Origin of the sequence: uncultured Veillonella sp., assembly GCF_900545205.1 — a bacterium.
Taxonomy (GTDB): domain Bacteria; phylum Bacillota; class Negativicutes; order Veillonellales; family Veillonellaceae; genus Veillonella.
Genome location: NZ_UQYC01000029.1, coordinates 1 through 21,850 on the forward strand (window position 1 = coordinate 1; position 21,850 = coordinate 21,850).

Consider the following 21,850-nt stretch of genomic DNA (forward strand, 5'->3'; position numbering starts at 1 on the left):
GATATCCAAAAACGGACAGGTGAAGATATGCTCGTTACAGTAGTTAGTCAATATGGGGCAGAGCTTGCTGCCCATAAAGGCATCACTGTGCATACGGGGCGCCTTGATCAAGAGGCTATGCAGAACTTAATTACAGAGCACAATGTGCGCTTATTAATTGATGCTAGCCATCCATATGCTGCTATCGTTACAGCTACGGCTCAAGATGCAGCAAAGGCTATGAATATTCCTTTTGTTCGGTTTGAACGTAAAGAGGTGCCATTGCCAGACTATGATAAATTACATATCGTAGTAGACGAAGTGGAAGCAGCCAATTTAGCAGGCAAATTAGCTAAGGAAAATAACAGCCATGTGTATTTGACGACTGGTAGTAAGACAATGCACATCTTTGCCAAATCTGAAGCCTTACAAGATTGCGAAGTATGGACCCGTATTTTGCCTACAGCAGAGGTATTACAGATGATGGAAGACCTCAATGTGAGTCCGAAACGCATCGTTGCAGTGCAAGGTCCATTTTCTTACGATATGAACCGCATCATGTTCCACGATACAAAGGCTAGCGTTGTAGTTATGAAAAACTCTGGTCTTGTAGGTGGGGCAGATACGAAATTACAAGCAGCTATGGATCTTGGTATCCATGTTATTGTTATCGATCGTCCACGTGTTAAGATTGAAGGACATGTGGTATCATCTAATGATGAATTTTTCAAATTATGGGAGGACACTAATGGATTACGTTAAAAATCCTAAAGCCATTGAAGATAAAAGTATGGAAATCATTTACGATTATGTAAAGGATTTAGGTTTAACCGATGATGAAGTACGCGTTGTATCTCGTACAGTTCACGCATCTGGTGACGTTGAATATGCTCAACTCGTAAAAATGAGCCCTGACGCTGTTCAAAAAGGTATAGAAGCATTAGACAATGGTGCAGATATTTACACTGACGTAGAAATGGTTCGCACAGGTATTTCTAAACCGGCTCTTAAACTTCGTGGTAATGAAGTACATTGCTTAATCAAAGATGAAAATGTAGCTAAAATGGCTAAAGAGTTGGGGGTAACTCGCTCTATCGCGGCTATGCGTACATTTGGCAAACAATTAGAAGGTCAAATCGTTGCTATCGGTAATGCTCCAACAGCATTGTACGAAGTATTGCGTTTAGCCCTCGAAGAAGGCGTTAAACCTGCTCTTATCATTGGTATCCCTGTAGGCTTCGTAGGCGCTGCAGAATCCAAAGACTATTTGATGGAAGTATCCCCAGTTCCTTACATCACTGTAAAAGGTAACAAAGGTGGTAGCCCAATCGCTGCTTCCGTATGTAATGCATTGCTTTACACAGATGTAAAACGCAATGACATGCTTTTTGTAGAAGGTAAAGAATCTAAATAATACAAAACCCGAATCGTGTTTTAGTAGTTTTGCGATTCGGGTTTTACTGTATATTTTAGATACTACCAGTTAAAAGTAATATTTTTTCTAGCAATAGTATACTCGTTTCTTAGATACTACCAGTTAAAAATAAATATTTTTAATTGGTAGTATCTCTAAAATCGCTGTTACTAGGTCTAAAATATAGAATTTTCAAAATGACTTATTTTGTATATGAAGATATGGAGAGGGGGTTCGTATGGAGTCTATTAATGAACGAAAGGCCTTTCGTTTATCTGTTATCATTGTTTTACTTATTGCAGTGATAGCTTGTATGATTATATCTCTTATCTGGGGTTCTACACCTGTATCGCTAGCAGAGATATGGAGAACGTTATGGTCTGATGAATTAACAGATACGGCTTCACAGATTATTTGGAATATTCGTTTGCCCCGTAATATCGTGGCTGCTTTGGTAGGGGCCTGTCTTGCAGTATCGGGGGCTATATTACAAGCGGTTATGAAAAACCCACTGGCGGATCCACAAATTGTAGGGGTATCCTCTGGTGCAGGACTAGCTGGTGTTATCATATTTATTTTATTTCCTGGGTATGATCATATAGTTCCTTTAGTGGCCTTTTTAGGTGCTATGGCTGCAGCACTTATGGTGTATGCATTAGCATGGAAAAATGGAGTGCAACCTAGTCGTATTATCTTAGCTGGTGTTGCGGTCGCAGCCTTTTTAGGCTCAGGTATTTCAGCACTACTTGTATTCTTCGGTGATCGTGTACAAGGGGCATTGCTTTGGATGGTAGGGGGACTCGCTGCACGCAGTTGGCCTCAGGTAGAAGTGCTGTTTCCATATGCTATAATTGGTCTTATTTTTGCCTGTTTAGGAGCTAAACGACTTACCATTTTAAGTTTAGGTGATGAAACTGCAAAGGGATTAGGCCTTAAGGTAGAACAAACACGGTTTATTATGACTGCAGTGGCTGCTCTTTTAGCGGCTGGTGCTGTAAGTATAGCTGGGCTTATCGGATTTGTAGGTTTGGTTATTCCCCATATGTTACGTCTTATAATCGGTAACGACTATGCATATTTACTGCCTGGATCCGCATTATTAGGCGCACTAGTTCTTGTTGTCAGTGATACAATAGGACGTGTTATGTGGAGCCCTATAGAGGTGCCAGTGGGCATTATTATGGCATTTTTCGGAGCGCCGTTCTTCTTGTATCTGTTGAGGAGGGATAACTAATGAATACCGCTATTGATGTAAAACAGTTATCCGTAACTCTTGGTAATCGTCATATTCTACATGACATTAATGTATCGGTTCCTATCGGTAAAATTACGACATTAATAGGGCCTAATGGTTGTGGTAAAAGTACGCTTTTACGATCTATGATCGGATATATTTCTAGTCCTAGTGAGTGTGTAACCATCTTTGATAAGCCATTATCCTCTTATTCACAAAATAAACTGGCTCGTCAAATGGCATTTTTGCCACAAGTACCGAATATGCCAAAGGATATGACTGTAGAAGAATTGGTATATTGTGGACGGTATCCATACCAAACGTGGTGGAAAAACACGGCTAAAGAAGATCGTGAAATTGTTGATTATGCATTAGACATTACAAAAACGAATCATTTGAGAGAACAATTAATCCCATCTCTATCTGGTGGCGAACGGCAACGCGTTTGGATTGCTATGGCGCTAGCACAGCAACCAAAATTATTAGTATTAGATGAACCAACAACATATTTAGATATTAATCACCAATTAGAAATTATGGAGTTATTGAAACGCTTAAATAAGGAACAAAATTTAACCGTTCTCATGGTACTTCACGAACTAACACAGGCGGTTCAATATTCACATTATATGGCTGTTATAAAAGAAGGCCATTTAGTAACGTCAGGAGAAACAAATAAAATAATATCAGATGAGTTGTTTAGAGATGTTTTCTCTGTAGATGTACAACTCGATACATTTGATAATAAAAAATATGTGCGTGTAAAAGGATTAGTTGAGTAGCTTGATACTAATAGAAAAAGAGGGCATTCCCTATTTGGGGGATGCCCTCTTTAGCATGATGCAATATGTTAGAATGTAACATTAATACCGTATGCTTCTTTAACTAAACGTGCCATAGCTTCAGGTGTTTGTAGACCTGGGTTTAATAGGAATAGTTTGGAAGGTAAATAAATAACGCGGTTATTTTGTACTGCTTTCAAATTAGCCCATGCAGGATTATCTGTCATGGCTTTTTTCATAGCTTTTGTAATTTCTTCTTCTTTACCCATTGTTACAACAAAGATAATGTCAGGATTATCTTCTGTTAATGTTTCTAAGGAGTAAGGTACTGTTTTATCCTTGGTTGTACCCTCTAGGTGGGAGGCAACAACATTTGTTATACCTAGTTCTTTTACCATAGATGCAGTCACTGCTTCATCAGTTTCGGCAGTTACACCTTTACCTGTGGCACGTAACACGGCAACACGTGCAGGCTGTTGATTTTTAACTGCATCTTTTACCTTGGTGATATTGCTTTCATAGGTAGTAATAACAGATTTAGCCTTGTCTTGATGATTGGTTAACTCACCGAGGAATGTTAACATTGGTACATTATCTTTAATACCATCGTAATCAAAAAGTACGGTTGGAATATTATTAGCTTGTAATTGGGATTCATATTTTTTATGTTGATTTACTAAACCCAATACCAAATCTGGTTTCAAGCCTAATAGTTGTTCCATGTTGATATTTGCAGTTTGACCAAGAGCGGGTAGAGCTTCTAATTCTGGGGGTAATTTATCCGTTGTATTGGCACGGCTAATGGCTTTACCATCGACAGCATAAAGCATAGATAAAACGGAATTAGATAATACAGCAATTTTTTGTGGATCCTTTGGTACTGTATAGGTTTGACCGTTATAGGTCAATTCCTTTGTAGTAGCAGAAGAGCTGGATGTGGATTTACCACACCCAGCTAGTGCTAGTACAATCATAACCAAAGCGATACTACCAAGTAGTAGTTTTTTCATGATGTACTCCTATGTACGTTTTTAACGATACAATTTAATTGTTAAGTAAATTATTTTTCTAATGCATCCCAAGCTTCGTTAGCACGTTCAACGAAGATATTGCGGATATTTTGGTTTTCACCAAGGCCATGAAGGTATGTATCTACTTTGAAGCCGTCTTTTTCAAGGATGGATTTATGAGAATCTGGTTCATTGCCTGCCATGTCGTTATTAGCATGGTCACCAGCTACCATCATGAATGGCATCAATGTAACATGTTTAATACCATGCATTTTCAATTGAGGTACAACTTGTTCAAGATTTGGAGTGCCTTCTACTGTGTAGATGTATACGTTTTTCAACCCAAGGGAGTGAATACGATCTTGAATTACAGAATAGTATGCATTGGAAGGATCTGGAGTACCATGAGCCATGATAAGAAGTGCATCTTCTTTACCTAATTTAGGGAATTGAGATTGAACAGCTTTAATTGTTTGTACAACTTCATCAGTTTGACCTTCTTGACCCATCCAGTACATAAGTGGAGTACCAAGGGTCATTTTTTTGAAGTTATTTTTGTATAAGTTGTAAACAGCAACATCATAGTTATATTCCATGCCAGGAATAACATCTAAGGATGTTAAAGCTACACGAGTGTAACCTTCAGCTTTTAATTGGTCTAACGCTTCTTCAGGTGTAGGATATGTAATACCTTCTTTTTGTTGGATACGATCACGGATGATATGACTAGTGAAAGCTGTTACTACTTTTGTGTTTGGATGAGCTGCTTTAATAGCATCTACAGTAGCATCAATAGTTTTAGCACGAGTATCTTTGTAAGTTGTACCAAAGCTCATAACAACGATTGCATCTTTGTTTTGAAGATTTTGAAGTTCTTTAGTTTCATGTGTGCGAACACCAATAGTAGATGCTTCTTTCAATGCTGGTGTAGGATCTTTTACTTCTTCATTTAATTGGTATGCCGCGTGAGATACAACAGGTGCACCAACGGATACTGCTAGACCTAAAATAGCGGATGCTAATGCTAATTGTTTTTTCATTTTAATACTCCTATCCATAACTAAACTACAGTCTATACAATAATCTTAGTAGTGTAGATAAATTAATATAAATAATTATAGATTTATAGACTACTATAGATTAATTGCATATATATAACCTTACGCCAATCGTAACAAAGGGAAATAGGGGTGTCAATAAACCCCATACCCCTAGAAGTATAGGAAAAATAAGGTGTTTTTAAGAAAATAATGTGATGAGTATAGTATAGTATTAGCTTTTATAATTATATTCTTTTTAGTTATATGGATATGAATATGTGAATATATAAGTAATTTTATTTTCTTATTATCTGGATAAATTTTGATATTATTTCTCATTGACTTATATTCGTGAATCTTGTACTATTATTACATAGTAGTTGATAACAATTTTCAGTTATGGAGGTTGTATCATGTATGAGCGATATGGAGGTCACATATGAAAGGTATAATTATTGCATCCTTTGGATCAATTTATCAAGATGCTGTGGAGAAATCCATCGGCAGTATAGAGAAAAAAGTACGTTCCATGTATAGAGATATGGAGGTACGTCGTGTATTTTTATCAGATGCATTAGTAGAGAAGTGGAATGAGAAGTACGATGATAAGATTTCTTCTTTCACAGAGGCTATGCAAGATTTCGCTCGCAAAGGCGTTGATGAAGTATACATTCAGCCAATTACATTGGTAGCAGATCAGTGTTACCAACAAATGCGTAAACAAGCATTAAAGTTTTTACATAGTAATGAATATGGTTTTAGCCAAGTGAATATTGGTAAACCATTACTTACATCATTAGGTGTAAAAAACTATGCTGACGATTATGAAGCGACATTAGAAAGTATTGTTCGCCACGTTAATACAAAAGCACTTAATAAATCTGTAGTGCTCATGGCAAATGGTCAAAATCAATTAGAGTTTAGTACATTACAATTGAAAGCTATGTACGGTGCAGCACCAAATGTAGTAGTATTTACTACAAATGGATTCCCTACATTTAAACAAGCACTTACATTATTAGATCGTATGGGTCATAAAGACTTGTTAGTAGTACCATTAGCTCTTATTGGTTCTACACATTTAATGGACTATCTTGGCGGTGAGCGTTCTGACTCCATTTATGCATTGCTTGCTGAAGAAGGGTACAATGTAGATATTTGGAATGAAGGTCTTGGTGAAAACCCTTATGTACAAGATTTATTCTTGAAACATTTAGGCCAAGCTATCCGCATGTCTGATCGGAAACGTCCCATGCCTCGTGAATCTGTAAAACCTGTAATGACAAACTCTCGTATGGAAGCACAAGGTATGATTTCTTAGTTTGATCTCTCACATAATTAGACATACATCTCTCCACACTCCTTTATATACGTGAAAGTCCTCCTTGTTGGAAATCCAATGAGGAGGATTTTTACTTTTACTATGAAAAATATTTATAATATCCATTTTATACGTCCTATGGTATGCCCCTAAGGTGTCGTCTATGGTATGATTAAGATACAGTATTAATTAGATAAGGAGACTTCCATGAAACAAGCTATTTTAGTTGTTGCTTTTGGGTCCACTGTTGACAGTGCTCGTGAACATAATATTGATTCCGTAGTAGAACATATCCGTAAAGCTTATCCGGACTATACTGTGGAACTAGCTTTTTCCTCTCGTATTATCGTTAAGCGTTTACGCGAACGTGGTATTGAGGTGCCTACTGAACAAGGGGCATTAGAAAAACTCATCCAAGAAGGGTATACACATATTTATGTACAACCACTTCACTTCACTGGCGGTGAAGAGTTTGATAAATTGAAAAATAATATCCTTGCTCATGAAGGGGAAGGACAGCTAGAAGTATTGCGCGTAGGTAGACCTCTCGTGTATTATATTGGCCAAGAGGAACATCCAGATGATTACCAAATTTTGATTGACCGATTCATTAAATCGCTTAACATTTCTAAAGAAGACGGGTTACTATTGGTTGGTCATGGTGGCCTCGGTTCTGGTAATTCATCCTATGGCAACCTACAATTTAAACTAATTCGTGATGGTCTCACAAATGTACGTATCGCTGTTTTAGAGAATGCTCCTTATGTGGCTGACGTAGCTATGCCATGGGAATGGCTCGATGGTAAACGGCCAAACACAATTTATGTGCACCCATTATTATTAGTTCTTGGAGATCATGCACAAAACGATCTCTTTGGTGATGAAGAAGATAGCGTTATTAATGAACTTGCCGATTATGGCTATGAAGTTAAACCAATCCATAGCGCACTTGGTGAATATGAAGCAATACAAGATATCTTCCGTCAACATGTGCAAGATTGTATTGATGATTTGTATGGCAAACGTAGTCCACATCGTCCAACAATTCCAAATATTAAATAGTAGTTTTGTATATCTTGCATAAATTAGTTATAATAAAAGATATTGTAATTATAAATAGAATGTAACTATAAGAATAGGAGAACCCCATGAAAGGTAAATTATATGGCATTGGCGTAGGCCCTGGTGATTCTGAATTGATGACTGTGAAAGCTGCTCGCATCGTAGGTGAAGCGGATATTATCATCACACCAAAAACAGAAAAGAAAGATGGTTCTGTAGCACTTAATATTGCGTCCCCATACATTCAAGAACATACAGAAATCGTTCCTGTAGTATTCCCAATGGTATTGGACGATGCAACACAAGAGGAAGGCTGGCAAGAAGCAAAACGCATTATCTTGTCCTACTTAGATCAAGGTAAAAGCGTTGTATTCTTAACATTGGGCGATCCTATGTTCTACAGTACATACATGTATGTATATCGCTTGATCGAAAATACAGGCCATGAAATCGAAACAATTCCTGGCGTTACTGCTTTCTGTGCTATTGGTTCCCACCTTGGTTATCCAATCGTAGAGAAGGAAGAAGTATTAGCTATCGTTCCTGCTACAGCACCTAAAGAAAAAATCGATGCTGTATTAGCCGTAGCTGATGATGCAGTAATCATGAAAGTGTACAAAAACTTTGATGAAGTACAAGAAACATTGATTAAACACAATATGGCAGATGATGCGGTTATGATTAGCCGTGTAGGTTTGCCAGATGAGCAAGTATTCGTAGGCCTTGATAATATGCCAAAAGATACTAAACTCAACTACTTGTCTACAATCCTTGCAAAACGTAAGGACCGTTAACAAACACGTCGTATTACGAGGTAATATCTATGAACACAGTACATATTCCACGTGTTGTTATTGCTGGCACTAACTCTGGTGTAGGTAAAACAACTATCGTAGCGGGCTTATTGGCTGCTTATGCAAATGGTGGACGTACGGTGCAATCCTTTAAAGTGGGCCCGGATTATATTGATCCGGGCTTTCATAAAATTGCATCCGGCCGTGACAGCTATAATTTAGATACATGGCTCGTGCCACCTCACAAATTAAATCCTTTCTTTGCTACTATGGCGCATGGAGTAGACCTTGCTATTGTTGAAGGTGTTATGGGCCTTTATGATGGTGGTCGAGAAGGCGTTAGCTCCACAGCTCAAATTGCTAAGCAATTGAATGCACCGGTGGTGCTTGTTATAGATTGCAAGGCGATGGGTGAAAGTGCGGCAGCTATTGCTAAAGGTTTCCGTGATTATGATCCAGAGGTAAACTTTGGCGGCGTTATCTTGAACCGCTTAGGTTCTGCCAACCATGAGCGTATGGTTCGTGAAGGCATGGATAAAATAGGTGTACCAGTTATTGGTGCTATTTATCGAGATGACCGTATGCACTCCCCTGAGCGCCATTTAGGACTCACACCTGTTACTGAGATTGATCCAACAGAGGCAATCAATACGATTCGCGAAGCCGTTGAGAAAATGGTAAAGCTAGATCAATTGTGGGACATTGCATCTAGTGCACCTGCTATTGAGTTGCCAGAGGCTGTAGATGCTAAATCCGTTGAAAAGCGAGTTAAAATTGGCGTAGCCTATGATGAGGCATTCTCTTTCTACTATCCCGCAAGTTTAGCTGCCTTAGAAGAAAAGGGGGCCGAGCTCGTTTATTTTAGCCCTCTTAATGATTTAGTGATTCCCGAAGTAGATGGCCTTGTATTCGGTGGTGGCTTCCCTGAAATGTTCTTGTTTCAACTCTCTAGTAACGAGTCAATGAAGGAATCTATCCGTGAAGCTAATGAAAAAGGTATGCCTATTTATGCAGAATGTGGTGGCCTCATGTATTTATGTGAAAGTATCCACGATTTTGAGGGTGCTGTATACGATACAGTAGGTATTGTACCTGCTAATTGCATTATGCAACAAAAGCTACAAAAAGTAGGGTATGTTACGGCTACAGCTAAGAGAGATACCTTATTAGGTGCCGCAGATACATCTCTTCGAGGGCATGAGTTCCATTTCTCTACGATGGAACCAACTGTAGAGGATTTCCCTTGGGCATTACACCTAGAAGGAGGCCGAAAACCTCAATCTTATGATGGCGGCTATGCTACGGATAATGTATTAGCATCGTATTTACATTTGAACTTTGCTGGTTCTGATGAAGGTGCACAACATTTTATTGATATATGTGCTAACTATAAAGCTAAAAGGAGCTAAATATGAGTGAACGAGGCTTAATTTTAGTTAATACTGGCAATGGTAAAGGAAAAACAACGGCCGCTTTAGGTGTTGCATTGCGTGCTGTTGGTCAAGGCTTTAAGGTTCTCATACTACAATTTATTAAAAGTGGTAATGGCTATGGCGAACTAGCAGGTCTTGCTAGATTAGGGGACCAAGTAGAAATTCGCTCCATGGGTAAAGGCTTTATTTACTATAAACGGGATGAGGTTAGCGACGCTGAATTGGCACGTCACAAAGAGGCAGCTCAAGAGGCTTGGCGTACACTGGTTGAAGAGGTAAATTCCGACCGATGGGATCTTATCATTATGGATGAAATCAATAATGCCATTAATTATGAACTTATTGATGTAAATTCTGTAGTAGATATGCTTAAACATAAACCTAAGCGTTTACACGTTATTTTAACGGGGCGTTATGCGAAGCCTGAAATCATTGATATAGCTGATACAGTAACAGAAATGAATGTAGTAAAACATGCCTATGAAAAAGGAATTAAGGCTGCTAAAGGGATTGAGTTCTAATACGCAGAGCTTGAATATAAATAAATCTAAAATTTTCGAAAAAGTTCTTGCTAAAACTATATCGAAAATGTATAATATAGTCATAAGCACAAGGTGCTAAATATTCTTGACATTAAGTATGTATATAAGACTAACCAGGAGGTTAACTATGGCTGTACATGATTACATTAAATCCGGCGATTTCGCTACTGAAAAACACGTTCCTGTTATCGAGACTGTTGACACTGTAAAAGCAGGTGAAACTTTCCACGTAACATTGTCCGTTGGTAAAGATATCGCACATCCTAACACTGTAGAACATCATATTGAATGGATCAAATTGTACTTCGTAGCTGAAGGTACTCAATTGCCATTCGAAGTTGGTGAAATTTCCTTCAACGTACATGGTGATGGCGCAACTGCAAACGAAGGCCCTGTACATGCAATTTCTGAAGGTTCTTTGGCAGTTTCCTTGAACAAATCTGGTAAATTGATTGCTGTATCTTACTGCAACATCCACGGTTTGTGGGAATCCGAAAAAGAAATCACAGTTGCTTAATTAACTTAATCAACTAATAAAGACCAGCCATAAGGCTGGTCTTTTTGTATGTAAATCTTAATAATAACTGAAATAATCATACTAAAGTTGTGTCCATGCTCGAAAGAGTTTTGTTTTTGCGCAGTGGATAAATTGCCTTGTATCCCTTTACAGTGCTATTTGTTTGTGGTAAAGTATATGCATATTGATTTTTAGTAGATAAGTTAAATGAGGGATTATTGTGGCCTTAATCGTTAAAAAATTTGGTGGTAGTTCCGTAGCTACACCAGAAAAAATATTTAATATTGTTGATCGCGTCCTTCGTGAGAAGAAAGAAGACGATAAAATCGTTATTGTTGTATCCGCTATGGGTGATACAACAGATGACTTGGTAGCATTGGCTAAAGAAGTAACATCTAAGCCTTATGGTCGTGAAATGGATCGCTTGTTATCTACAGGTGAGCAAGTAACGATTGCATTAATGGCGATGGCTTTCAACGAACGTGGTCATAAAGCTATGTCCTTAACAGGTGACCAAGCAGGTATTACAAGTAGTGATACATTCAATAAAGGCCGTATTTTAGGCGTTGATCCAAATCGCGTATTTGAAGCTTTGGATGAAGGCAATATCGTAGTGGTTGCAGGTTTCCAAGGTATTACTGAATATGGTGATATGGTTACTTTAGGTCGCGGTGGTTCTGATACAACTGCTGTTGCATTGGCAGGCGCAATGAAAGCTGATGTTTGTGAAATATTCACAGATGTTGAAGGCGTTTACTCTACAGACCCTCGCGTTGCAAAAGAGGCTTTCAAATTAGAAGAAGTAACATATGGCGAAATGCTTGAGATGGCACGTCTTGGTGCAGGTGTAATGCAACCTCGCGCCGTAGAAATGGGTTTCCGTTATGGTGTACCTATTCACGTACGTTCAACATTTAGTGACAATACAGGTACTATTATTCGGGAGGATTATACTGTGGAAGCAAATAAACACGTAATTACTGGCGTAGCTGATGATACTAATACAGCAAAAGTAGCCCTTGTAGGCGTTGAAAATAAACCAGGTGTTGCAGCAACTGTGTTCAAAGCATTGGCTGCAAAAAACGTGGATGTTGATATGATTGTTCAATCTATCCGCGCCGTAGGTGAACCTAAAACTGACCTCATCTTCACTGTAGCTATGGATGATGTTGTACTAGCTCGTGACGTATTGGCAGAATTACAAAAAACTGTTGATATTGAAGCTGTAAATATTGACGAAAGAATGGCAAAAGTATCTATCATTGGTGCAGGTATGTTAGGGCAACCAGGCGTGGCAGCTCAAATGTTTGATATTTTGAGCCAAGAAGGCATCAATATCGAAATCATTTCTACTTCTGAAATTAGTATTTCTTGCCTTGTTGCTGAAGACCGCGTTAAAGATGCTGTTCGTGTAATTCACAATGGCTTATTGTTAGACCAAAGAGGTTAATCTATTTATGGATAGTCTACGTAGTTTTATGGATGAAATGCTCAATGACCAAGGTCGTAAGGAAGGTTTCATTAGCGATCTACTAGGAAATCTAAAAAATCAGCCTATTCCAACGTTGGAGCAAGCTCAAACTGGTTATACTACGGTAAGTAATTTACATGGCATTTTCTACGATTATGATAAGGCCGAAGTTACTATTTCTTATAAGGTGGTACCTGATATGTACCCACCGTATACGTTAAGCTTTGTACAATTCCAAGCAGTGTTAGAAGGCTTATTAACCTTGCGCCGCAATCAAAAGTGGCAAATGCAACATAATAAATAAAATGAACCCCATAGGCGGTAATGCCTATGGGGTTTTGAATTTCGATAATTATTCTTAACATCTATATATAGAGTTGTCGATGTGTTATAATAAATTATTAGGAAGAAATTAATTATATTTATATAGAAAGAAGGGACAGCATGGAAATAAATAAGGTTTATTCTGGCTTTCGCCTTGACCGCATTGAGCGCATTGATGAGATCAATGGTACCGCTTATGAAATGAAGCATGAAAAGTCTGGTGCTCGTTTAATTTATATTGATTCACCAGATTCTAATAAAGTATTCAATATTGCGTTTAGAACAACACCTCACAATAGTACAGGTGTGGCACATATTATGGAGCATTCTGTTCTATGTGGTTCTCGAAAATTCCCATTGAAAGAGCCCTTTGTTGAACTGGTAAAAGGTTCTTTAAACACGTTCCTAAATGCTATGACATATCCGGATAAAACAATGTATCCTGTAGCCAGCAAGAACGATAAAGACTTCCATAATTTGATGGACGTATATCTTGATGCAGTATTCTATCCACGTGTTCGTGAAGATGCAGAAATCGTAATGCAAGAAGGTTGGCATTATGAGCTAGAAAATGCAGATGATGAACTCACCTATAAAGGCGTTGTATTTAATGAGATGAAGGGTGTTTATTCGTCTCCTGACTCCGTATTGGAACGCCAAATGATGCGCGAGCTTTTCCCAGATACGACTTATGGAGTTGACTCTGGTGGGGACCCTGATTATATTACAGATTTAACATATGAAGAATTCCAAGAGTTCTACCGTGTCCACTATCATCCATCTAATAGCTACATCTTCTTATATGGTGATATGAATATTGAAGAGCAATTAGCATTTTTGAATGATGAGTACTTAAGTCATTTTGATGCTATTGAGGTACATACTGAGGTAACTCTACAAGCTCCATTTACAGAAGGTAAAGTAGTGAGCTATCCGTATAGTGTAGGTTCTGAAGAGCCTACAGATAATCGTACATTGCATTCCTTTGCTTATGTATTGACTGATGTAACACCTGAACATAGCTTGGCTTTTGAAGTGTTGACACATGCTTTGTTGACCTCTCCAGCGGCGCCTCTTAAACAGGCTTTGGTAAAAGCTGGTATTGGCTCTGACGTAAGCGGCTATTATTTAGATAGCATTCGTCAACCTATGTGGACTGTACAAGCAACTGGCTCTAATCTAGATAAACAAGCTGACTTGCAACGCATTGTAGAATCTACATTACAAGAGCTATGTGATAAGGGCTTAGATAAAGAATTATTAGAAGCTTCCTTGAATAGCATTGAATTTGCTCTTCGTGAAAGTGATTTCGGTGGACGTCCTATCGGTTTGGCGTATATTATTCGTATGATGGATAATTGGCTATACGATAATGACCCGTTGGAACTATTACACTATGAAGAGGCGTTAACGAATATTCGAAACGGCTTAGCTGGTACATATTTCGAAGATTTAATTCGTCATTCTATCTTGAATAACAACCATAAAGTTCTTGTATCTATCTATCCTGAACGTGGTCTTCAAGAGCGCAAAGATGCAGAGGTTAAAGAACATTTAGCTGCTGTAAAAGCGAATATGACAAAAGAAGAGATTGACGCGATTGTAGAACAAACAAAACGCCTTAAAATTCGTCAAGAAACACCAGATAGCGATGAAGCTCTAGCGTCTATTCCATTGCTCGAGTTATCTGATTTAAATCCTAATATGGAAGCTGTAGAACGCCGTGAAAGTAAAATCGGTAATACTACAGTACATTTTGTACCTACTTTCACAAAGGGTATCAATTATGTAGGCTTGTACTTTAAATTGAACTGCCTCACAGAAGATGACTTATTCTACGCTGATATTTTAAGTGATATCCTCGGTCGTGTTGACACATCCGAGCGCGGTTATGAAGCACTGGCTAAAGATATCAATATGAATTTAGGTGGATTGAGTTCTGACATTACGGCCATTAGTAAAGATGGTAAGCGTGATGAGTTTACACCTCTTATGATTGTGCGTGCAAAAGCATTACATGCTAAACTACCTGATTTATGCCGCTTGATTAATGAAGTGGTACAAAAGGCAGATTACAGTGATGATCGCCGTTTAACTGAGCTTGTTCAAGAAAGCAAAGCTATTTGGGATAATGAGGCATTCCGCCGCGGTAATTCTATCGTGAGTCAACGTGTTATGGCTCAAGTATCTGCAGTTGGCAAGTTTAGAGACAATGGCAATTTAGGGTACTATCAAAAAATCAGCGAGCTAGCATCTAATCCAGCAGCTTTGCCATTATTACCAGAAAAATTAGCTGAAGTAGCTCGAAAAATTTTCCGTGCTAATAATGTAGATATTATGTTTGTCGGTGAAGAAGGCGAATTAGAAGCTTTTAAAAACCTAATGAAACCATTGGTTGAGACTTGGGATACTACCGAATTGAGTAATGATGTATTACAAATCACTCGTCTTTCCGGCAATGATGGTATCGTTACAGCTGGTAAGGTTCAATACGTAGCTCAAGGTGGTAATTTCATCGATCATGGTTTCAAACATGTTGGTCCAATGAGCGTATTAGAAACGATATTACGTTATGAATACCTTTGGATTCGTATTCGTGTTCAAGGTGGTGCTTACGGAGCATTTGCTAATTTCTATGATGATGGCAATATGATTTTCTGTAGTTATCGTGATCCTAACTTGTTAGAAACTTTAGATGTATATAAAGAGTTGCCTCAATACCTTCGTGACTTTACATTGACTGATCGTGAAATGCGTAAATATATTATTGGTACTATGAGCTCTTTGGACTTGCCAATGACACCAGCGTTGCGTGGACCACGTGCAATGGGTATGTACTTCAGCGGTGCTAAATTAGAGGACAAAGTAGAGTTCCGTAAACAAGTGATCGCATGTAAGCCAGAAGATATTGTTGCACTAGCAGATGTAGTAGAACCTGTACTGAATGATAATCATATTTGCACAATGGGTAACGAACAAAAAATTAAAGATGCTGGTAATGTTTTTGATAACATTGTGTCTTTAGGCTAAATAATTTTATATCTATAAATGATATTGCTTTAATTTTTAGTTTGACATATCTTTGAATGGATAAGTGGCATATTCATAATGAATATGCCACTTGTTTTCTGCTATAGGAGAGTTCTCATGAAAGGTAGATTTGCGCCTAGTCCAACAGGATATATTCATCTTGGTAATGTGTGGATAGCACTTTTATCATATATCTCCACACGTCAACAAAACGGAAAATATGTTGTACGGATGGAGGATATAGACCTGCAACGGTCAAAACGAGAATTGGGTGAAGCTTTACTAGATGATTTAGAATGGCTTGGCTTTGAATGGGACGAAGGGCCTCGTGTAGGTGGACCTGAGGTATCTTATTGGCAAAGTGAAAGACAAACATATTATGCAGACATACTAGAATATCTAGCATTAGAAAAACTAATTTATCCTTGTTTTTGTAATAGAGCACGGCTACAATCTATAGCATCAGCGCCTCATGCAGGAGAAGTAGTTCATCGTTACGATGGTAAATGTCGCCATTTATGTGATTTTGAAATACAAGATTTACGTAATAGTAAAGAGCCATCTTTGCGCCTAGCCGTGAATACTTGTGATTTAAATTTTGATGATCGCTGGCAGGGGGCTCAACATATCCATTTAGAATGTGAATTAGATGATTATGTATTACGTCGTGGTGATGGTATGTATGCTTATAATTTGGCAGTTGTATTAGATGATATAGCTATGGGAATAACTGAAGTTATTCGCGGTAATGATTTACTTGATACAACAGGGCAACAATTATATTTATATAACATATTACAACAATGCTATTCTTATAAAGATATAGAAGTTCCTAAGTATGGTCATGCCCCACTTTTAGTAGATGCGGATGGAAACAGACTTTCTAAGCGTCAAAAGAGTATTACAATACGTGAACTACGAGAACAACAATGGTCAGTCTCTAGAATTTTAGGGGAATTAGCTGCTGCAGGCGGACTTATAGATGGCGGTAGGTATACTCATCCACGTATAAGCTTTTCTGATTTAATAAATCTAGACCTATCGGCTCCTAGTTTGAGGCAAAAAACAATTATTATTGAATGATAATAGATACATTGATTTTAGTTCTAAAATGTTTGCTAAAAGCGTATAATTCGATAACTATAAATTTCGATACATTACATTGACAAAATTCGATATTTATTTATAATAGTATATAAGAGGTGGTCGAAATGACAATTCAACAAGCTTTAGATCAAAAGGTGTGGGCCGTTATTGGAGCCACCCATAAAACCGAAAAGTTCGGCTATAAGATTTATAAATGTCTTAAAGATCATGGATATGAAGTATATCCCGTTAATCCTAATGTTGCAGAAATAGATGGAGACAAGTGTTACTCTAGTCTTTCTGCACTTCCTGTTGTACCAGCTGTTGTGGATTTTGTTGTACCAGAATCAGCGGGTTTAGCTGCACTTGATGAATGCAAAGAACTTGGCATTCCAACTGTGTGGTTACAACCAGGAGCGGATAAACCATTTGTTGTTGAAAAAGCACATGCTTTAAACTTGCATGTCATTCAAGATTGTGTATTAGTTCAATTACCGTAGGAGGGTATAATGAGCGAATTAAAAGAATTAAAAACTGCTGAATATCAAGATTTAGTAAATCAAGGTGGCGTAACTGTTATTGATTTCTGGGCTCCATGGTGCGGTTATTGCGTACGTATGATGCCAATCATCGAAGAAATTGCAGGTGAGCTTGAAGGTAAAGCTAACTTTGTAAAAGTAAATGCAGATGAAGAACCAGAATTAGCACGTAATTTACAAGTTGAAGTATTGCCTACATTTGTTATCTTAAAAGATGGCGAAGTAGTAGACCGTAAAATTGGCTTCTTGCCAAAAGGCGATCTTCAAGGCGCTATTGAATCTAAATTCTAATAATCGGAATAAAACTATATAAATAGAGGCAAAAAAACCTCATCAATGTATAAAGCATACATTGATGAGGTTTTTTTCATAATTTTTATAGAGGTAAATAAAAAGTATCGTATAAATATAAAATTAGATTAAAATATAAAATTTCATTTTACATAATTCAATATTATTAATAACTTAGCATTCAAGCGGATTTTTAGGTATTTTTAAATGAGGAAAAAATGAAACATTAGTTTAACTTATTAATTTTTTTATGGAAGTTTAAAATAATATATGGTAGTATTATGTTAAATATTGTGAATATTTAGTGAAAAAGAGTGCAATATTTGATTTATTTCTTCATTGTGGGGTGAGAGCCACAAATGTTGGGAGGGAACTTAATATGAATAAGGTATTCAAAGTTGTTTGGAGTGCAACTAAGCACGCTTACGTCGTAACGTCTGAGTTGGCTAAGTCACATCAAAAATCTGCAACTACAATTGTAGCTGCAGTTATTTTGGCGGCTAGCTTTTCTGGAGGTGTTGCTAATGCATCCAGCCCTGAGGATTGGGCTAGAGCTGATCTTATTGGTAGCCAAAGATGGTTAACACCTGATCAAAATGCTTGGGGTCATATGCAAGATCAACATCAAGTTGATCCACAACAATTAGACCAACAGCAACAGCAACAACAACAGCAGCAACAACAATGGCAACAACAAGAGCCACAGCAACAACAATGGCAACAACAAGTGCCACAACAGCAACAACAGCAACAACGACGTCAACGTCCTCAAGTGCCACAACAACAGCAACAACAGCAACAACAATGGCAACAACAAGTGCCACAACAACAGCAGCAACAACAAATCCCTAAAAAAGGCGGTTCCACTGGTAATACCGTAATTAATAACTACTATACAGTTGTAACTACTGATGTTGAAAATGTTAAGAAAAATACACATAACATTAACGTTGTAAATAAAAAGGTAGATATCAATACTACTAATATTAATACTGTTAATAATAAGGTTGAGAGTGTAAAAACTGACATTAATAAAATCAATGCTAATATTACAAATATCAACGCTAAAGTTGATAAAAATAGCAAAGATATTGAAGGATTAAAAGGCAAAGTCGGCACTCAAATCACTAACATTCAACAAGATATCACAAATATTAACAATAATATTGACGCTAAATTTACTAAAATTAACAACGATATTGATGTAAAAATCGATAATAAAATTACTAATATTACAAATAATGTTGTTAATAATGTAAATACTAACATTGATGCTAGTGTAAAAAAACATATTGAAGCTAATAATACCAATATTATTAATCAAGTAAATCAAAATATTAATACTGCAGTTCAAAATAATAACACTACAATTTTGAACAAAGTTGATGAGAAGATTGAAAATAACAACACTACTATTATTAATAATGTTAATAAAGATGTAGATGTTAAGATTAATGATATTAAAACAAATATCAATAATACGAAAAATGAGTTGAACACTAACATTTCTAATGTTAAAAATGAACTCAATCAAAATATCAACAACGTTGATATTAAAGTTAACAACAATAAAAAAGCAATTGATAATTTAACTGTTAATGTTAACAATAATAGTAAATCTATTGCTGATTTAACTGCTAAAGTTGAAAATAACACCCAAAATATTGATGCTAATAATACTTTCATCATGGAAAACCGTAAATTTATCGGTGATAACAAAAAAGCTATCAACGAGAACAAAAAAGCCATCGATGAATTGAAAGGTAAAGTTGGCACAACAATCAATAATATTAACACTACAATTGATAATAAGATTAATGAAAATAACACTAAGATTATCAACGAAGTTAATCACAATGTAGATGTTAAAATCAACGATAGCAAAACTAACATTATTAGTGAAGTTAACAAAACAATTAATTCTAAAATTGAAGCTAACAACACAACTATTATTAATAAAGTAAATAATGATGTTGATACTAAGATCAATGCTGTTAAAACTGATATCACAAATATCAACAATACAGTTAATAATGTAAGTGCAAAAGTTGATTCTAATACTACTAACATTACTAATAACACTAAAAATATCAACAAAAATGCGACTGCAATTACTGAATTAAACACTAAAGTTGATAATCAAGGTAAAGTTTTAGTTAATCATGAAGGTCGCATCCAGGAGCTTGAAAAAGACAATAAAACTATTAAAACTGATGTAGCTAACACTCAAAATCAAGTTAATATCAATACTAAAGATATTGCTGATTTGAAAGGTAAAGTTGGTCAAAATATTGGTAATGTTCAAGTAGATATTAAAGATATTAAAAACAACATCACTAATATCAACAATAAAGTTGAAGCAAACACAGTTGCAATTAACAAGGTTGATGTAAAAGTTAATGGTGTTAAAGGTGATTTGGATGGCCTTAAAGGTCGTGTTGATCGCCATGACCAACGTTTGGACTACTTGCAAGACAACATTGCAGATAACTCTACACGAATCTCTATTGTAGAAGATGGTGTAAAAGCTAATACAAAAGACATTAATGTAGTTGGCACAATTGCAATGGAAAACCGCACACTTATCGGTGCAAACCAAAAAGCTATCGATGAGTTAAAAGGTCATGTTGGCACACAAATTACCAATATTGAAACTACAATCAATAAGAAGATTGAAGCTAATAATACTACAATCATCAACAAAGTAGATGGTAATATTGATGCTAAGATTGAAAAAAATAACACAGTTATTAACAATAACATTAACAATGTAAATGCTAAGACTGAAGTTAATGCTAAAGCTATTACAGATAATAGTAAACGTATTGATGCTAATTCTGCTCGTATTTCCAATAATGAAAAAGCAATCAACGAGTTAAAAGGTCATGTTGGTACACAAATCACTAACATCGAAAATACAATTACTAATAAGATCAATGAAAACAACACAGTAATCAACAAAAATATCGATGCTAAGATTGAAGCTAATAATACTACAATTCTTAATAAAGTAGACAATAACATCGATGTTAAGATTAATGCTAATAACATTAAAGTTGATCAAAAAATTGATGGTGTTAAAGGCGATTTAGATGGTCTTACTAAACGCGTTGCTCAAAACGAAAAAGACATCAACGTAGCTGGCACAATTGCTATTGAAAACCGTACACTTATCGGTGCTAATAAAAAAGCTATTGATGAATTAAAAGGTCATGTTGGCAATCAAATCACAAATATCGAAAATACAATTACTAATAAAATCAACGAAAACAATACAGTAATTAATAAAACTATCGATAATAAGATTGAAGCTAACAACACTGTTATCAACCAAAATATTGATAATAAAATCAATAGCAATAACACAACAATCATTAATAAAGTAGATCAAAACATTGACGCTAAAATCAATGCTAATAACACTACAATCATTAACAAAGTTGATAAAAATATTGATGTAAAGATCAATGAAAATAACACTCAAATCAACAATACAATCAACAAAAAAGTTGGCGATGTAAATGTTAAGATTGATGGCGTTAAAGGTGATGTAGCTGGTCTTACTGCACGTGTAGATCGTCATGATCAACGTTTAGATTACTTACAAGGCAACATTGTAGATAACTCTACACGTATTAGTGCTAATGAAGATGCTATCAAAGCATTAAAAGGTCAAGTTGGTACTACAATTAAAAATATCGAAACTACAATTAATAACAAGATTACAGAAAATAATGTAACTATTAATAAAAATATCGATACTAAGATTGAAGCTAACAACACTGTTATCAACCAAAATATTGATAAAAAAATCAACAACAATAATACAACAATCATCAACAAAGTAGACCAAAACATTGATGCTAAAATCAATGCTAATAACACTACTATTCTTAACAAAGTTGATAAAAACATCGATGTAAAAATCAATGAAAATAATACATATCCGGATTCTAAGGAGCGTGCCACTGCCGAGAAATA

General features: G+C 36.3%; 19 protein-coding genes. 17 read left to right on the forward strand and 2 right to left on the reverse strand.

All coding sequences use genetic code 11. The features are described from left to right. From cobK to QZR70_RS04355, 4 genes are all read left to right on the forward strand, one after another. A partial coding sequence (cobK, locus tag QZR70_RS04340; RefSeq protein WP_295793365.1) for a precorrin-6A reductase occupies positions 1-741 on the forward strand: 741 nt, incomplete at its 5' end. Further along, positions 728-1,393: a precorrin-8X methylmutase gene (locus tag QZR70_RS04345; protein ID WP_156719007.1), complete on the forward strand. Its 666-nt coding sequence runs from the start codon at positions 728-730 to the stop codon at positions 1,391-1,393. The genes cobK and QZR70_RS04345, both read left to right, overlap by 14 nt. A 238-nt stretch (positions 1,394-1,631) precedes the next feature. Then, positions 1,632-2,627 (forward strand): iron ABC transporter permease, encoded by a 996-nt coding sequence (locus tag QZR70_RS04350; protein ID WP_295793367.1) that lies wholly within the window; start codon positions 1,632-1,634, stop codon positions 2,625-2,627. Further along, the gene (locus tag QZR70_RS04355) at positions 2,627-3,409 is read left to right on the forward strand and encodes an ABC transporter ATP-binding protein (RefSeq protein WP_273299257.1); all 783 of its coding nucleotides are present in this window, start codon (positions 2,627-2,629) and stop codon (positions 3,407-3,409) included. Before QZR70_RS04350 ends, QZR70_RS04355 begins: the two co-directional genes overlap by 1 nt. Before the next feature lie 68 nt (positions 3,410-3,477). On the opposite strand, the gene QZR70_RS04360 is transcribed toward QZR70_RS04355, so the two are convergent. Together QZR70_RS04360 and QZR70_RS04365 are read right to left on the reverse strand one after the other, a co-directional pair. After that, positions 3,478-4,419 (reverse strand): ABC transporter substrate-binding protein, encoded by a 942-nt coding sequence (locus QZR70_RS04360; protein WP_295793368.1) that lies wholly within the window; start codon positions 4,417-4,419, stop codon positions 3,478-3,480. 50 nt (positions 4,420-4,469) lie between these two features. Beyond that, entirely contained in the window at positions 4,470-5,459 is a 990-nt protein-coding gene (locus QZR70_RS04365) for a sirohydrochlorin cobaltochelatase (RefSeq protein WP_105085829.1), read from the reverse strand. A 439-nt stretch (positions 5,460-5,898) separates the two neighbouring features. Here QZR70_RS04365 and QZR70_RS04370 point away from each other — a divergent pair, with 439 nt between their 5' ends. From QZR70_RS04370 to QZR70_RS04430, 13 genes are all read left to right on the forward strand, one after another. Continuing rightward, positions 5,899-6,780, forward strand: a complete 882-nt coding sequence (locus QZR70_RS04370) for a sirohydrochlorin cobaltochelatase (RefSeq protein ID WP_295793372.1) — start codon at positions 5,899-5,901, stop codon at positions 6,778-6,780. Between the two features lie 207 nt (positions 6,781-6,987). After that, a complete protein-coding gene (locus tag QZR70_RS04375; RefSeq protein WP_119209267.1) occupies positions 6,988-7,842 on the forward strand; it encodes a sirohydrochlorin cobaltochelatase in 855 nt (284 codons plus the stop codon). Between the two features lie 86 nt (positions 7,843-7,928). Further along, entirely contained in the window at positions 7,929-8,636 is a 708-nt protein-coding gene (cobI, locus tag QZR70_RS04380; RefSeq protein WP_005386217.1) for a precorrin-2 C(20)-methyltransferase, read from the forward strand. 29 nt (positions 8,637-8,665) lie between these two features. Further along, entirely contained in the window at positions 8,666-10,045 is a 1,380-nt protein-coding gene (locus tag QZR70_RS04385; RefSeq protein WP_295793375.1) for a cobyrinate a,c-diamide synthase, read from the forward strand. Positions 10,046-10,047: 2 nt separating this feature from the next. Continuing rightward, a complete protein-coding gene (gene cobO / locus QZR70_RS04390) occupies positions 10,048-10,590 on the forward strand; it encodes a cob(I)yrinic acid a,c-diamide adenosyltransferase (protein ID WP_105085824.1) in 543 nt (180 codons plus the stop codon). A gap of 148 nt (positions 10,591-10,738) precedes the next feature. Further along, complete coding sequence (locus QZR70_RS04395; RefSeq protein WP_005386220.1) at positions 10,739-11,128, forward strand: class II SORL domain-containing protein; 390 nt, start codon at positions 10,739-10,741, stop codon at positions 11,126-11,128. Between the two features lie 220 nt (positions 11,129-11,348). Next, complete coding sequence (locus tag QZR70_RS04400; RefSeq protein ID WP_295793377.1) at positions 11,349-12,578, forward strand: aspartate kinase; 1,230 nt, start codon at positions 11,349-11,351, stop codon at positions 12,576-12,578. A 7-nt stretch (positions 12,579-12,585) separates the two neighbouring features. Then, positions 12,586-12,903, forward strand: a complete 318-nt coding sequence (locus QZR70_RS04405) for a hypothetical protein (RefSeq protein WP_005386222.1) — start codon at positions 12,586-12,588, stop codon at positions 12,901-12,903. 140 nt (positions 12,904-13,043) lie between these two features. Further along, on the forward strand, positions 13,044-15,953 hold the full coding sequence (locus QZR70_RS04410; protein ID WP_295793379.1) for an insulinase family protein: 2,910 nt from the start codon (positions 13,044-13,046) through the stop codon (positions 15,951-15,953). A 117-nt stretch (positions 15,954-16,070) separates the two neighbouring features. Continuing rightward, positions 16,071-17,036, forward strand: a complete 966-nt coding sequence (gene gluQRS / locus QZR70_RS04415) for a tRNA glutamyl-Q(34) synthetase GluQRS (protein ID WP_295793380.1) — start codon at positions 16,071-16,073, stop codon at positions 17,034-17,036. Between the two features lie 128 nt (positions 17,037-17,164). Next, entirely contained in the window at positions 17,165-17,539 is a 375-nt protein-coding gene (locus QZR70_RS04420; RefSeq protein ID WP_295793382.1) for a CoA-binding protein, read from the forward strand. 9 nt (positions 17,540-17,548) lie between these two features. Beyond that, on the forward strand, positions 17,549-17,869 hold the full coding sequence (gene trxA / locus QZR70_RS04425; RefSeq protein ID WP_005386226.1) for a thioredoxin: 321 nt from the start codon (positions 17,549-17,551) through the stop codon (positions 17,867-17,869). Between the two features lie 379 nt (positions 17,870-18,248). Next, positions 18,249-21,850, forward strand: a 3,602-nt coding sequence (locus tag QZR70_RS04430; protein WP_295793385.1) for an ESPR-type extended signal peptide-containing protein, incomplete at its 3' end; no start/stop codon positions are given.

Excerpts from the sequence above, each read along its gene's own strand:
- QZR70_RS04345 (WP_156719007.1), top strand. The coding sequence starts at position 728 with ATGGATTACGTTAAAAATCCTAAAGCCATTGAAGATAAAAGTATGGAA.
- QZR70_RS04350 (WP_295793367.1), top strand. The coding sequence starts at position 1,632 with ATGGAGTCTATTAATGAACGAAAGGCCTTTCGTTTATCTGTTATCATT.
- QZR70_RS04355 (WP_273299257.1), top strand. The coding sequence starts at position 2,627 with ATGAATACCGCTATTGATGTAAAACAGTTATCCGTAACTCTTGGTAAT.
- QZR70_RS04360 (WP_295793368.1), bottom strand. The coding sequence starts at position 4,419 with ATGAAAAAACTACTACTTGGTAGTATCGCTTTGGTTATGATTGTACTA.
- QZR70_RS04365 (WP_105085829.1), bottom strand. The coding sequence starts at position 5,459 with ATGAAAAAACAATTAGCATTAGCATCCGCTATTTTAGGTCTAGCAGTA.
- QZR70_RS04370 (WP_295793372.1), top strand. The coding sequence starts at position 5,899 with ATGAAAGGTATAATTATTGCATCCTTTGGATCAATTTATCAAGATGCT.
- QZR70_RS04375 (WP_119209267.1), top strand. The coding sequence starts at position 6,988 with ATGAAACAAGCTATTTTAGTTGTTGCTTTTGGGTCCACTGTTGACAGT.
- cobI (WP_005386217.1), top strand. The coding sequence starts at position 7,929 with ATGAAAGGTAAATTATATGGCATTGGCGTAGGCCCTGGTGATTCTGAA.
- QZR70_RS04385 (WP_295793375.1), top strand. The coding sequence starts at position 8,666 with ATGAACACAGTACATATTCCACGTGTTGTTATTGCTGGCACTAACTCT.
- cobO (WP_105085824.1), top strand. The coding sequence starts at position 10,048 with ATGAGTGAACGAGGCTTAATTTTAGTTAATACTGGCAATGGTAAAGGA.
- QZR70_RS04395 (WP_005386220.1), top strand. The coding sequence starts at position 10,739 with ATGGCTGTACATGATTACATTAAATCCGGCGATTTCGCTACTGAAAAA.
- QZR70_RS04405 (WP_005386222.1), top strand. The coding sequence starts at position 12,586 with ATGGATAGTCTACGTAGTTTTATGGATGAAATGCTCAATGACCAAGGT.
- QZR70_RS04410 (WP_295793379.1), top strand. The coding sequence starts at position 13,044 with ATGGAAATAAATAAGGTTTATTCTGGCTTTCGCCTTGACCGCATTGAG.
- gluQRS (WP_295793380.1), top strand. The coding sequence starts at position 16,071 with ATGAAAGGTAGATTTGCGCCTAGTCCAACAGGATATATTCATCTTGGT.
- QZR70_RS04420 (WP_295793382.1), top strand. The coding sequence starts at position 17,165 with ATGACAATTCAACAAGCTTTAGATCAAAAGGTGTGGGCCGTTATTGGA.
- trxA (WP_005386226.1), top strand. The coding sequence starts at position 17,549 with ATGAGCGAATTAAAAGAATTAAAAACTGCTGAATATCAAGATTTAGTA.